This window comes from Rhodopseudomonas palustris (genome assembly GCF_003591005.1).
In the GTDB taxonomy this organism is placed as follows: domain Bacteria; phylum Pseudomonadota; class Alphaproteobacteria; order Rhizobiales; family Xanthobacteraceae; genus Rhodopseudomonas; species Rhodopseudomonas palustris_K.
On sequence record NZ_QYYD01000011.1, the window covers coordinates 91,023 to 103,429 of the forward strand.

A 12,407-nucleotide genomic window follows, 5' to 3' on the forward strand; every position below is an offset into this window, starting at 1 on the left:
GTCATGGCCGGGCTTGTCCCGGCCATCCACGCCTTCGCGAGCGGCACGGCCGAAAGGCGTGGATGCCCGGGACGAGCCCGGGCATGACGAGTTGATATCACAGTGCCTGACGTCGCTCGCCTGTCCCGCGAATAATGCAAGGAAAGCCTCATGTCCGCCCTCTCGCAGCTTCAATCCGTTCTCGCCCACGCCGATGCCGATTTTGATGGCGCGCTGGAGCGATTGTTCGCGTTGCTGCGGATCAAGTCGATCTCGGCCGATCCGGCTTACGCGGCTGAATGCAGCAAGGCGGCGCTGCATCTGTGCGCCGACATCGCCTCGCTCGGCTTCGACGCCGAGGTGCGCGAGACCGCGGGGCACCCGGCGATCGTCGCCACGTCCAAGGGCAACTCCGGCGCGCGGCCGCATGCGCTGTTCTACGGCCACTACGATGTGCAGCCGGTCGATCCGCTCGAGCTGTGGCACCGGCCGCCGTTCGAGCCGGTGGTGACCGACCACGCCGACGGCCGCAAGATCATCGTCGGGCGCGGCGCACAGGACGACAAGGGCCAGCTGTCGACTTTCATCGAAGCCTGCCGTGCCTGGAAGCAGGTGACCGGCGAACTGCCGATCGACCTGACGATCGTGATCGAAGGCGAGGAGGAGGTCGGCTCGAAGAATTTCGTGCCGTTCCTCGAAGCCAACAAGGCCGATCTCGCCGCCGACTTCGCGCTGGTCTGCGATACCGGAATGTGGGACCCGCAGACGCCGGCGATCACCACCGCGCTCCGCGGGCTGGTCTATGAAGAGGTGAAGATCAAGGCCGCCAATCGCGATCTGCATTCCGGCGTCTACGGCGGCGGCGCGCAGAATCCGATCCGCGTGCTGACGCGCATCCTCGGCGGCCTGCACGACGAGCACGGCCGCATCACCATCCCCGGCTTCTACGATGGCGTGAAGGATCTGCCGCCGGAGATTCTGGCGCAGTGGAAGAGTCTCAATCTGACGGCAGAGAGTTTCCTTGGGCCGATCGGACTGTCGATCCCCGCCGGCGAGGACGATCGTCTGCTGATCGAGCAGCTGATCTCACGGCCGACCTGCGACATCAACGGCATCGTCGGCGGTTACACCGGCGAGGGTTCGAAAACGGTGATCGCCGCCGAGGCGTCGGCGAAGGTGTCGTTCCGTATCGTCGAAGGCCAGGACCCGCTGAAGATCCGCGACGCGTTCCGCGCCTTCGTGACGGCGCAGCTGCCGGGCGATTGCCGCGCCGAATTCCTCGACCATTCCAACGGCGCGGCGATCGCGCTGGACTGGAACATGAAGCCGCTCGCCGCGGCGAAGCGTGCGTTGACGGACGAATGGGGCAAGGACGCTGTGCTGATCGGCTCCGGCGCCTCGATCCCGATCGTCGCCGACTTCAAGCGGACGCTCGGCCTCGACAGCGTCCTGATCGGCTTCGGGCTCGACGACGACAACATTCACTCACCGAACGAGAAATACGACCTCAACAGCTTCCAGAAGGGCATCCGGTCCTGGGTGCGGATCCTCGGCGCGCTCGCCGAGACGCCGCGCTGACGCAGCGCGGCAGAACGCCACAGGTAAAAGGCGACCGCGTGCGATCCGGTCGGTGCCCTTCGCGCGACAGGTCTGCTGCAGCGATCGTGCTGGACAGCGCCGTCGATCGGAAGGCGCTGTCATACCGTCGGAATCTCCCGCTTCCGAAAAATCGCGCGGCTCGGCGCCACTACGCACGTCCGCGCATACGTTAGAGGTCTTCTAATGTTTGATGGCCGCGCGGTATCGGGCGCTCTCGCAACCTGAAGGCATTCTAAATTCGCCGCGTTGTTTCGTAGGCGCCGATCTCCTAGTCACGTCGAAGAATGTGAACTGGGGGCATCCGGTGAGTTACTTCAACAACAACAAGAATCGTTGGTACTTCGGCGTCGCGACGGGGGTGATGTCGATCTGCCTGACTGGTGTGGGCGCGTCGGAAAGCGCGGCGCAGAGCTCGGAATCGCGGGTGCTGCCGCCGGTCTCGGTCGATGCGCCGCAGCAGCGCGCACGCGTCGCGCCGGCCGCGCGGCCGCGCGTAGCGCCGCAGCGCGCGGCCCGCGTGGTGCCGCGTCCCGCACCGGAGCGTGCGCCGGTGCCGGTGGCGCCGCCGACCACAATGGGAAGCACGCGCACGATCGGCGCACCGGCGCCGGCCTATGCGGGCGGCCAGGTCGCGCAGGGCAGCACGCTGGGCCTGCTCGGTTCCACCAGCGTGATGAATACGCCCTTCAGCACGGTGAGCTACACGTCGCAGCTGATCGCCGATCAGCAGGCGCGCACCGCGGCCGACACGCTGATCAATGACGCCTCTGTGCGGGCCAGCACCGGCCCGAACGGTTTTGACGACACCTTCCAGATCCGCGGCTTCTCGGTGCCGTCGGGCGACGTCGGCTTCAACGGCCTGTACGGCCTGATCTCCTCCAGCCGCGTGCCGGCGCCGATCATTGAGCGCATCGAGCTGCTGAAAGGGCCGGGTGCGCTGATCAACGGCATCGCGCCGAGCGGCAGCGTCGGCGGCGCCATCAACATCGTCAGCAAGCGCGCCACCGAAATCCCATTCGCGCGTGTGACGCCGTATTTCATGAGCGCCGGCAATTACGGTGTGCAGCTCGACTCCAGCCAGCGCTTCGGCGCCAACAAGGAGTGGGGCGTCCGCTTCAACGGCGTTGCGCGCAATGGCGAGGCCTCGATCGACGATGGCAACTGGCGCAGCGGCGTCGCGGCGCTGTCGCTGGACTATCGGGGCGATCGGCTGCGTTGGACGCTCGATGCGATCACTCAGAACGATGACACCAAGAACTTCCGGCCACAAATCGGCATCAACCCCGCCGTGCCGTTCCTGCCGGCGCCGCCAGATGCGCGGTCCAACTGGTACCCTGGAACAACGCTCAATCAACGCGACCATACTATCGCGTCGGGCATCGAATACGACATCACAGACTGGCTGACCGCCTATGGTGGCCTCGGCTATCGCCAGGGGGAGAACTATCAGACCTTCCCGGATTCCCGCGTCCCTGGCTTCCCGAGTGGCGTCGATCAGTTCGGCAACTTCCGCGCGGTCAACGGCTTCTATGACTCTTACACGCAGACCGTGAGCGGCAATGCCGGCCTGCGCTCGAAGTTCAGCACCGGCTTCATCGGCCATTCGGTGAACATCGCGTATACCGGCTTCAACCAGGAGGCTGGCAACGCCTATGTCGCATCGAGCACGTCGGTGCCTTCGAACATTTACTACCCGTCGCCGCTGCCGCCGGTGACATCGCCGCGCAATGCGCCGCGGCTGTCGTCGGACACCACGCTCACCAGCGTCGCGATCGCCGACACGATGTCGTTCCTCAACGACGCTGTGCTGCTCACGCTCGGCGCGCGCCAGCAGCACGTCAAGGTCGACAGCTTCAACACCACGACCGGTGCGCGGACCAGCGGTTACGACGCCAGCGCCACGACGCCGCTCGCCGGCATTGTCGTCAAGCCGTGGCACAACGTGTCGCTGTATGCTAACTACGCCGAAGGCCTCAGCCAGGGCACCATCGTCGGGCCGGGCTTCGCCAACGTTGGCGCCGTGCTGGCGCCGTACAAATCGAAGCAACAGGAAGCAGGCGTCAAGGTCGACTGGGGCACCATCACCACCACGGTGGCAGTGTTTCAGATCACCCGGCCGAGCCTGATCACCACTGCCGCCAATGTCCGCGCTTACGACGGCGAGCAGCGCAACCGCGGCATCGAGCTCAACGCTTATGGCGAGATCCTGCCCGGCCTGCGTGGTCTGGCGAGCGCGACGTTCCTGAAGCCCGAGTTGACCAATCCGACCAATCCGCTGGAGCGTGGCAATGACGCGCCCGGCGTGCCGGACAAGACGTTCTCCGGTGGTCTCGATTGGGACACGCCTTGGGTGCGCGGCCTCGCGCTCAACGGGCGCGTCATCTACACGTCGGGGTCGTATCTGACGACCGCCAATCTGGCGTGGCAGAAGTTTTCCGACTGGACCCGGCTCGACATCGGCGCGCGCTACACCACGACTGCGCTCACCGGCAAGCCGGTGACCTTCCGTGCCAATATCGAGAACCTCACCGGCGAGACCTATTGGCTCACCACCGGCGGATTCCAGACGGTCGGCGCGCCGCGCACTTACATTCTCTCCGCGGCGTTCGATTTCTGATCGCGTAACTCACAGGTGACGAGATGAACAAACTTTCGCTCACGATCGTCGCCTTGCTCGGCAGCATGCTGCCGGCGCAGGCGCACCAGATCTGGATCGAGCAGGCCGACGGTCAGAACGCGGTGGTGCGGTTCGGCGAGTTTGGCGAGAATCTGCGCGAAGCCTCGCCGGGTCTGCTCGACAAGTTCGGCAAGGTGACGGCGACACTGCTCTCCGCCAAGGGCGAGCAGAAGGCCGATGCCAGCAAGACCGCGGACGGCTTCACATTGCCGTTCTCGGCTTCGGCCGGCGACTCGATCGTCGCCGAAGACGCGAACTATCCGCTGTATACGTGGAAGCAGCAGGACAAGGACGTCCGCAACTGGTTCTACCCGGCCGCACGCTTCGTCACCAACTCGGCGGCGCAGCAGCCCAAACTGCTACTCGATCTGGTGCCGACCGGGCAGGCGGGCCAGTTCAAGCTGGTGTTCAAGGATCAGCCGAAGCCGAAGACCAAGGTGACGCTGACCACGCAGTCGGGCTGGGCCAAGGAAGAACACACCGACGCACAGGGCCTGGTCAGCTTCGAGATGCCGTGGAAGGGCGTTTACGTTGCCGAGGTCAGCGTCAACGACAAGACAGCGGGCGAACGCGGCGGGGAGAAGTACGACGCGGTGAGCTACGCCACCTCCGTCACTTTCGTGCAGGCCGACGGCCTGCCGCCGATCCCGGCGGGTGCGCCGGCGAAGCCGGCCGCGCCGAAATGACAGCGGTGGCCGAGCGGGTGCGGCGCACCGGTCCGCTGATCTCGCGGATCGTCGCGGCGCTGCTCGGCGGATACGGCATCGCGGCGCTGTTCAGCCTCGCCGTGCTGGCGCTGCCGATCAGCAAACCGCAGGCGGTGCTCACCGGGCAGCTGGCGAGCTTTGCGATCTATGCCGGCGCGGTGATCTGGGTGTTCGCCGTGCGTCGCGCGCTGACGGCGTGGATCGGCCTGCTGATCGTCGCCGCGGCGCTGGCGCCGCTGACCTGGTTGGCGTCCTGAAAGTGTCATTGAGAATGCAGGCAGCAGAACTGACAGCTCCTGTGCGTTTTCCAACAGCGCCAAGTTTCGTCATGGCCGGGCTTGTCCCGGCCATCCACGCCTTTTCGTGGCTGGTGTTACGAGGCGCGGATGCCGGCACAAGGCCGGGCATGACGCGTGGAGAGGGACGTGCCTGATTTGATCGACCAGACTCGCGGTCAACGTCCAAAGAAAGGCGCGCGGTGAAAGCGGACAGCACTCAGCGCGAAGCCGGTCGGGGCATCCGGCAGAGCATGTCCGGCCTGCACACCTGGACCGGGCTGCTGCTCGGCTGGGTGCTGTACGCGATGTTTCTCACCGGCACGGTGTCGTTCTTCAAGGACGAGCTGTCGCAGTGGATGCGGCCGGAACTGCCGCGGCTGGTTCAGCCGGTCGATCCGGCGGTGGTGGCGCAGCGCGTTGCCGACGAACTCGGCCGCATCGCACCCGGCGCGACGCAATGGAGCCTGAAGCTTCCGGATGGGCGGAGCAACAGCGTTTATGCGTTCTGGCGACTTCCCGGCGGCGGGCAGGGCGCGCGGGCGTTCGGCGAGGGGCATTTCGACCCGGTGACCGGCCATCGCGTCGAGGCCCGCGGCACGCTCGGCGGCGATTTCTTCTATCGCTTCCATTTCCAGTTCTACTACATGTCGCCGTTCTGGGGACGCTGGCTCGCCGGGCTCGCGGCGATGTCGATGCTGGTCGCGATCATCGCCGGCGTGATCACTCACAAGAAGATCTTCACCGACTTCTTCACGTTCCGCTGGGGCAAGGGCCAGCGCTCCTGGCTCGACGCGCACAATGCGCTTTCGGTATTCGGCCTGCCGTTCCACGTGATGATCACCTACACCGGGCTGGTGACGCTGATGGCGCTGTACATGCCGTGGGGCGAGCGCGCCGCGATCAAGACCCCCGCGGAGCGCCAGCAACTCAGCGCGCAGCTCAGTGCCTTCATTCCGGCCGGCAAGCCGAGCGGCGCGCAGGCGCCGCTGGCATCGATCGAGCCGATGGTGCGCCAGGCGCAGGAGCGTTGGGGCGCGGCGAATATCGGCCGCGTCAACGCCGCCAATCCGGGCGACGCCACGGCGCGCATTGCCGTGACGCGCGGCGATGCCGGGCGGGTATCGATGAGCCCGGACTATCTCGAATTCGACGGCGTCAGCGGCAGGCTGCTCGCGGCGCACGACCGGGTCGGCGCCGCAGCAGAGACGCGCGGCGTGTTGTATGCGCTGCATCTGGGCCGCTTCAGCGATGTCGAGACGCGCTGGCTGTACTTCATCGCCAGCCTGATGGGCACCGCGATGGTCGGCACCGGGCTGGTGATGTGGACGGTGAAGCGCCGGCAGAAGCTTCCCGACCCTGCGCATCCGTATTTCGGCTTTCGTCTGGTCGAGCGACTGAACATCGCCAGCATCGCCGGACTGTCGATCGCCATGACGGCCTTCCTGTGGGCGAACCGGCTGCTGCCGCTGCCGATGCCGGATCGGGCGTTCTGGGAGATCCACGTCTTCTTCATCGTCTGGGGCGTGACGCTGCTGCACGCGCTGCTACGTCCGGCAAAGGCCGCCTGGCGCGAGCAACTCTGGGCGGCCACCGTGCTGCTGGCGCTGGTGCCGGTGCTCAACGCTGCGACGACGCAGCGCCCGCTGTGGCGCAGCCTCGCGGATGGTGACTGGGCGTTCGCGGGCGTTGAGTTGATGTGCTGTGCTCTGGCGCTGCTGCATGCCGTGCTGGCGATCCGCACGGCGCGGCATGGCACACGCAGCCGCGACGAAGCGCCGCCGCGCGGAGTTGGCGCGATTGCGACCAGCGAGGCGGCGCGATGATCCATCCGTTCGCGCTGACACTCAGCCTGGCGGGGTTTGGCGCGCTCGCGCTGGCGACGCGGCGGCCGCAGCGTGAAATCCTGCGCGGATCACTGCCGCACCGAACCGTCCTGGCGCTGCGCATCGCCGGCAGCATCGCGCTGCTGATCGCACTGACGATGCTGGTGACAGTGCGCGGCTGGGGGCTCGGACTGGTGATGTTCAGCGGACATACCACGCTGGCCGCGGCACTGGTCTATGTGGCGCTGATCATCGTCGGACGAAACGCGCAGGGCGCGTCCGCGCGGCGCTGACTCTCACGCAAAAACGCCGCCCGGAATTGGGCGGCGTTTGAGATCCGAAAAGCGTAGAGGGTGATGCGACGAAGATAGCGTCGCTTCGGTGAATTTCAACCGGGACCTTTGCCGTCATTGCGAGGAGCGAAGCGACGAAGCAATCCAGGCTTCACCTCGTGACGCTGGATTGCTTCGCGGAGCCTGTCATCGGGCGGCGCTTTGCGCCGACCCGGTGGCTCACAATGACGAGGCGGTGGTAGTGCCGCTCAGGTCCGGTAGCTCGGGTCGATGCGGTCGAGCTTGCGCAGCAGCGGCGGCCAAACCAGCTTGGTCGAGCGCAGTTCCATCGCGTCGCGGTTGGTCATCAGCGCGTGGTTCTTGTCGACCGCGAGCTCTTCGATCGGGTAGGCGGTCGGGCCGAGCATCCGGGTGCGGACCTGCATCGTGCAGGCGCGCTCGAGGTGATACATCCGCTCGAACGCCGAGGCGACGCTGCGGCCGACCGTCAGCGTGCCATGATTGCGCAGCAGCATGTGGTTCTTGTCGCCCAGGTCGCGCTGCAGCCGGGGGCGCTCGTCGTGGTCCAGCGCGACGCCTTCGTAGTCGTGGTAGGCGAGGTCGCCGGTGACGAAATGCGCGGTCTGGTTCAGCGGCAGCAGCCCGTCCATGCAGCTCGACACCGCGGTACCGTCCGGTGTGTGCAGATGCAGCACGCAGCCGGCGTCCTCGCGCACCTCGTGGATCGCCGAATGGATGGTGAAGCCGGCGGGATTGATCTTATACGGGCTGTCGCTGAGCTGATTGCCGTCGAGGTCGACCTTGACCAGGCTCGACGCCGTGATCTCGTCGAACATCAGGCCATAGGGATTGATCAGGAAGTGATGCTCCGGGCCGGGCACGCGCGCCGAAATGTGCGTGTCGACCAGATCGTCCCAGCCGTAATAGGCGACGAGGCGATAGCAGGCGGCAAGATTGACGCGCTGCTCCCATTCCGCCTCGGTCATCTGCGACGGCACTTCCTTAAGACGGGCTTCGGCTGGCGACATGGCGTTCTCTCCCGGGTTGTTCGATGATGGTTGCCGTCACGGTAACGCTGCGATTGTTTCGCAGCAAGCGGCCCAGCGCGCGGCAGTCATGAACGGTCACGGGCAGTCGGACGTATCCAACGGCGTCGCCGTCTGACGTCGAAAGCCCGCCAACAAGTTGTTTGCAAACGGGAACGATGATTGCCGATCACGTTCATATGACGTTATCGTGGCTTGGCGACCGCCGCGCTTGCTGCGGCGGCACGGGAGTTTGGAATGGTTTTTCTGCTGGGCGCGGGGATTGTGTTCCTGTTGGCCGGGCTGGCGTCGATCGTTTACGGCGTTCCGGTCAAGGAATTCAGCTTCGGCAACACCTTGATCCTGTCCGGCGTCATCGGGGGATGCACCGGCGCGATCCTGGTCGGGCTGTATGCGGTCGGCCGCCAGATCCGTGCCCTTGCAGCTGTCACCGCGGCAGCGGGCGCATCCACACCACGTCCGTCGCTCCCGCTCGCGACTTCCTCGGAACGTGAAGCTGGCGATGCCCTGCTGTTCCCGGGCGACCGCTCCGAGCCCGAGATCGCGCCACCCGCCGAGCCCAAGACCGGCCGCGAGTCGGTGGCCAGCCCATCCGCGCCGCCGTGGCAAGACGATGCCGCCCGCGACCAATCCCGCGTGCGTGCGCCCGAGCCTCCGGCCGCTGAGGCGTCGCCGAAGAAGCGCAATCTGCTGTTCGCATCGACCACGCGCCGCGAGCGTGCCGCTCAGGCGGGCGGCGACGGCGACGCCTCGCCGCCGACCACCACCGTGCGCAACTTCGAGGAAGCCTGGCCGCAGCCGGATCGGTCGCGCGACGAAGCCGGGCCGCGTAAGCGCCGCTCGCTGCTGGGCGGAGCCGACGCCGCCGCCGAGCCGGCGCCGACAGACCAGCCGGAGCGGCTGCGGCGAGAGCCGACGCCGACGCCGGCGCCGCGCAGCGAAGAGATGACCGAAGTCACCGTGCTGAAATCGGGCGTGGTCGATGGCATGGCGTATTCGCTGTATTCGGACGGGTCGATCGAGGCGCAGATGCCGGAGGGCATGATGCGGTTCGAATCGATCGACGCGCTGCGCGAGCATCTCGAGCAGCGCAGCTAAGCTGTTGGTCTACCTTGCGCCGACAGAACGGCGCGCCCTACAAGCTGGCTCGCAGCAAGGTCCCGGTTGCGTTTCGCGCCGGCCGTGCTGATCATCGTTTAAGCAACCGACGAGATTCGACTGGGGGCGGGATCCGTCGCCGGTCCCGAGACGATTGGATTTCCCATGAGTGACCCCGCGGGCAAGAGCTTCATCGAACTGACCGCGACCATCGTCTCCGCCTATGTCAGCAACAATCCGACTCCCGCCGGCGATCTTCCCGGCTTGATCGGCCAGGTGCACACGGCGCTGCAGCGACTATCCGCCGGACGGCCCGAGGTGCCGGTTGCGGAGCCGTCAAAGCCCGCGGTGCCGCTGAAAAAATCGGTGACGCCGGAATATCTGATCTGCCTGGAAGACGGCAAACGCTTCAAATCGCTGAAGCGGCATCTGCGCACGCAGTACAAGATGACCCCCGAGCAATACCGCGAGAAGTGGGGTCTGCCACCGGACTATCCGATGGTGGCGCCAAACTATGCAGTGGAGCGCTCGCAGCTCGCGAAGAAAATGGGCCTCGGCCAGCAGCGTCGCCGCCGCGGCAAATAAATGGTCGGCGGGCAGGTGGCCGCTCCGCAACCAGTCTTGCACTTCGAGGAAAAAAATCCGAAGATTGGCATCTAGGGGTTGACTTGCCGTCATCATCTGAGAATATATTCCCTATTGAGGATCTCAGGTGAGGCGCGAGCGATGCCGATGTCAGCCTGGCGGCGCAGAGCCGCTCGTTTTGGTGAAGGTCGCGATCAAGCACGGGCAGCGAACGGGTGCCATGCTGTCGATCGCGCTACCCCTGCGGCGGGAGGCGGCCGATGAAGCGCCGCAAGACTCCGGCCAAAGCCGTGCAGGACGTCGCCGAAATCGGCGGGTTTCGTGCGCAGCATTTGTCTGTGGCGGAATGCCAGATCATGACCGAGCAGGGCTTGGCCCGCGTTACGGTGGACGAGCGCGAGAGCCCGCTCGCCTGGCTGGCGCGGCGCAAGGGGCGGGACGGGCGCAGCCTGATCAGCGCACATCAGTTCGTCGCCGGCGAGCGGCTGCGCGCCGACTTCACCCGCGGCAACCTGACACCCCGCGTAACCTCAAACTGGGGCGCCCCCACGGGGCGCTCGGGCAGTGGCGGGGCAGGCGAGATGACCGATTTGGTGGTGGCGTCACGGCAGCGGGTGCAGAATGCGGTTGCGGCCTGCGGGCCGGAATTCTCCGGCATCCTGCTCGACGTGTGTTGCTTCCTGCGCGGGCTGGAAGATGTCGAGCGCGAGCGCGGCTGGCCGACCCGATCCGCCAAGGTGGTGCTGCAACTGGCGCTCGAGCGGCTGGCGCGGCATTACGGGCTGGCGCCGACCTCCGGCGCCGTCAACCCAAAGCTGCGCAGTTGGCTCGCCGAAGAGCAGTTCGTGGTCGGGTGAGCCGACCACGTTATCCGTCATTGCGAGCGCAGCGAAGCAATCCAGCGCCGCGCTCGGAACTGGATTGCTTCGCTGCGCTCGCAATGACGCCGTTCCAAGAGCGATTTCAGCGATCGAACTCTCGGCCGAGTTTCTCAGGCCGATGCCGCCAGCGCCTGCTGGGCGTCGGCCTTGATGCGCTCGATCATCGAGCGCAGCCCGTTGGAGCGCTGCGGCGTCAGATGTTCGCGGAAGCCGAGTTCGTCGAACACCGCGATCGGCTCGGCCGCCAGGATTTCCTTCGGCGTACGGCCCGACACCAGCGTGAGCAAGATCGCGATCAGCCCGCGCACGATATGCGCGTCGCTGTCACCAAGATAGCTGAGCACCGGCTCGTCGGCGCCGTTGCGGCCGGTCCTGCGCGACAGCCAGACCTGACTGGCGCAGCCATTGACCTTGTTGGCGGAGGAATGTTCCTCCTCGGGCATCGGGTCAAGGGTGCGGCCGAGTTCGATCACATAGCGATAACGATCGTCCCAATCGTCCAGCAGTGCGAAATTGTCCCTGATTTCGTCGATCGTCATGATGGCCCGTATCTGCTCGTCGCGGCTCCCAAGGTGGAACCTCTCCGTACCAGATATATGGGATTGCCGCGCCTCGAAAGCGAGATCGCAGCCTCATCGGAAAGTCGGAATGCGGCCGGCTCAGTTGCTGCGGACGGCGACCTGTTCGAGTCGCCATTCGATGGCGAGATCGGCGGGCACGAGCGTGTCGCGCGGGGCAAAGCCGAGGCGTGCGTCGTCGGAATCGTCGCCGCCGATCGAACTGGTCTGGTCGCTGCTGCGCTTGTCGATGATCATCTTATAGACCTTGCGCGCGCCTTCCTGCGCGCGATGGCCGATCACAGTGGCGGCGTGTTCGCCGACTTCGCAGGCCGCGGGCTGACGCTTGCAGAATTGCGTGAAGTCGGAGACCGCAGCGGATGCGGCTGACACGGCTTCGGACGCACCGACCTGCGGCAGCTTCTCGGACTCCGGAGTCTGGTCCCGAGGAAGTAGCACCAGGACCAGCCCGAGCCAGAACGTCAATCGAAGCAGGAAAAACATCTCGCGACCCCGTCGTCCAATCCGCGTTTGATTGGTCTTGCAGCTCGACCCTTGCCTAACTCCTCTTCAATGAACCGAGCGTGTTTTGGTTACTTACAATTCGAGCAAAATCCGTCTCAACACCGCGGTGAAACGATTCGGCGTAAACATTCGATTGATGAAGCACGGCCTTCCGGATCATGCGCGGCGAACGGCTATGAATTCGAAACCATAGCGCATCAGCATTGAAACCAAGTGTTCACCATCCTTCGCCGAATGCGGCGCCGATCCCGGGTCATTCCCGCACGCATCGCTCTGTCGCTGAACGCCTTAGCGTTCGTTTAAGGTGGCTCTGACACGGTGAGCCAACCAGAAACGGGGGTACCGTCCCCCGTCACGAG

12 protein-coding genes are annotated in these 12,407 nt (G+C 65.6%); 9 read left to right on the forward strand and 3 right to left on the reverse strand.

The genetic code is table 11. From position 1 onward, the window contains the following. Nucleotides 1–150 precede the first annotated feature (150 nt). The 6 genes from D4Q52_RS12390 (at nucleotide 151) to D4Q52_RS12415 (ending at nucleotide 7,356) form a co-directional block, all read left to right on the forward strand. Nucleotides 151–1,557: a M20/M25/M40 family metallo-hydrolase gene (locus D4Q52_RS12390; RefSeq protein ID WP_119856873.1), complete on the forward strand. Its 1,407-nt coding sequence runs from the start codon at nucleotides 151–153 to the stop codon at nucleotides 1,555–1,557. 325 nt (nucleotides 1,558–1,882) lie between these two features. Then, nucleotides 1,883–4,195 (forward strand): TonB-dependent receptor, encoded by a 2,313-nt coding sequence (locus tag D4Q52_RS12395; RefSeq protein WP_119856960.1) that lies wholly within the window; start codon nucleotides 1,883–1,885, stop codon nucleotides 4,193–4,195. Nucleotides 4,196–4,218: 23 nt separating this feature from the next. Then, a complete protein-coding gene (locus tag D4Q52_RS12400; protein ID WP_119856874.1) occupies nucleotides 4,219–4,941 on the forward strand; it encodes a cobalt ABC transporter substrate-binding protein in 723 nt (240 codons plus the stop codon). Then, the gene (locus D4Q52_RS12405; RefSeq protein WP_119856875.1) at nucleotides 4,938–5,219 is read left to right on the forward strand and encodes a DUF3649 domain-containing protein; all 282 of its coding nucleotides are present in this window, start codon (nucleotides 4,938–4,940) and stop codon (nucleotides 5,217–5,219) included. Before D4Q52_RS12400 ends, D4Q52_RS12405 begins: the two co-directional genes overlap by 4 nt. A gap of 272 nt (nucleotides 5,220–5,491) precedes the next feature. After that, on the forward strand, nucleotides 5,492–7,063 hold the full coding sequence (locus D4Q52_RS12410) for a PepSY-associated TM helix domain-containing protein (protein WP_119856961.1): 1,572 nt from the start codon (nucleotides 5,492–5,494) through the stop codon (nucleotides 7,061–7,063). Next, a complete protein-coding gene (locus D4Q52_RS12415) occupies nucleotides 7,060–7,356 on the forward strand; it encodes a DUF3325 domain-containing protein (protein ID WP_119856876.1) in 297 nt (98 codons plus the stop codon). Before D4Q52_RS12410 ends, D4Q52_RS12415 begins: the two co-directional genes overlap by 4 nt. Before the next feature lie 248 nt (nucleotides 7,357–7,604). Here D4Q52_RS12415 and D4Q52_RS12420 read toward each other — a convergent pair whose 3' ends face one another. Beyond that, entirely contained in the window at nucleotides 7,605–8,384 is a 780-nt protein-coding gene (locus D4Q52_RS12420) for a class II aldolase/adducin family protein (RefSeq protein WP_119856877.1), read from the reverse strand. 255 nt (nucleotides 8,385–8,639) lie between these two features. On the opposite strand from D4Q52_RS12420, the gene D4Q52_RS12425 reads away from it, so the two are divergent. From D4Q52_RS12425 to D4Q52_RS12435, 3 genes are all read left to right on the forward strand, one after another. Next, nucleotides 8,640–9,500: a hypothetical protein gene (locus D4Q52_RS12425; protein ID WP_119856878.1), complete on the forward strand. Its 861-nt coding sequence runs from the start codon at nucleotides 8,640–8,642 to the stop codon at nucleotides 9,498–9,500. Nucleotides 9,501–9,665: 165 nt separating this feature from the next. After that, a complete protein-coding gene (locus D4Q52_RS12430) occupies nucleotides 9,666–10,085 on the forward strand; it encodes a MucR family transcriptional regulator (protein WP_119856879.1) in 420 nt (139 codons plus the stop codon). 260 nt (nucleotides 10,086–10,345) lie between these two features. Then, the gene (locus D4Q52_RS12435) at nucleotides 10,346–10,942 is read left to right on the forward strand and encodes a DUF6456 domain-containing protein (protein ID WP_119856880.1); all 597 of its coding nucleotides are present in this window, start codon (nucleotides 10,346–10,348) and stop codon (nucleotides 10,940–10,942) included. Nucleotides 10,943–11,076: 134 nt separating this feature from the next. Here D4Q52_RS12435 and D4Q52_RS12440 read toward each other — a convergent pair whose 3' ends face one another. Both D4Q52_RS12440 and D4Q52_RS12445 read right to left on the reverse strand, forming a co-directional pair. Then, nucleotides 11,077–11,505, reverse strand: coding sequence for a SufE family protein (locus D4Q52_RS12440; protein ID WP_119856881.1), 429 nt, complete (start codon nucleotides 11,503–11,505; stop codon nucleotides 11,077–11,079). A 120-nt stretch (nucleotides 11,506–11,625) separates the two neighbouring features. Beyond that, entirely contained in the window at nucleotides 11,626–12,027 is a 402-nt protein-coding gene (locus tag D4Q52_RS12445; RefSeq protein ID WP_119856882.1) for a DUF5330 domain-containing protein, read from the reverse strand. Between the last annotated feature and the right edge of the window lie 380 nt (nucleotides 12,028–12,407).

Excerpts from the sequence above, each read along its gene's own strand:
- D4Q52_RS12420 (WP_119856877.1), bottom strand. The coding sequence starts at position 8,384 with ATGTCGCCAGCCGAAGCCCGTCTTAAGGAAGTGCCGTCGCAGATGACC.
- D4Q52_RS12415 (WP_119856876.1), top strand. The coding sequence starts at position 7,060 with ATGATCCATCCGTTCGCGCTGACACTCAGCCTGGCGGGGTTTGGCGCG.
- D4Q52_RS12435 (WP_119856880.1), top strand. The coding sequence starts at position 10,346 with ATGAAGCGCCGCAAGACTCCGGCCAAAGCCGTGCAGGACGTCGCCGAA.
- D4Q52_RS12440 (WP_119856881.1), bottom strand. The coding sequence starts at position 11,505 with ATGACGATCGACGAAATCAGGGACAATTTCGCACTGCTGGACGATTGG.
- D4Q52_RS12405 (WP_119856875.1), top strand. The coding sequence starts at position 4,938 with ATGACAGCGGTGGCCGAGCGGGTGCGGCGCACCGGTCCGCTGATCTCG.
- D4Q52_RS12400 (WP_119856874.1), top strand. The coding sequence starts at position 4,219 with ATGAACAAACTTTCGCTCACGATCGTCGCCTTGCTCGGCAGCATGCTG.
- D4Q52_RS12390 (WP_119856873.1), top strand. The coding sequence starts at position 151 with ATGTCCGCCCTCTCGCAGCTTCAATCCGTTCTCGCCCACGCCGATGCC.
- D4Q52_RS12445 (WP_119856882.1), bottom strand. The coding sequence starts at position 12,027 with ATGTTTTTCCTGCTTCGATTGACGTTCTGGCTCGGGCTGGTCCTGGTG.
- D4Q52_RS12410 (WP_119856961.1), top strand. The coding sequence starts at position 5,492 with ATGTCCGGCCTGCACACCTGGACCGGGCTGCTGCTCGGCTGGGTGCTG.
- D4Q52_RS12425 (WP_119856878.1), top strand. The coding sequence starts at position 8,640 with ATGGTTTTTCTGCTGGGCGCGGGGATTGTGTTCCTGTTGGCCGGGCTG.
- D4Q52_RS12430 (WP_119856879.1), top strand. The coding sequence starts at position 9,666 with ATGAGTGACCCCGCGGGCAAGAGCTTCATCGAACTGACCGCGACCATC.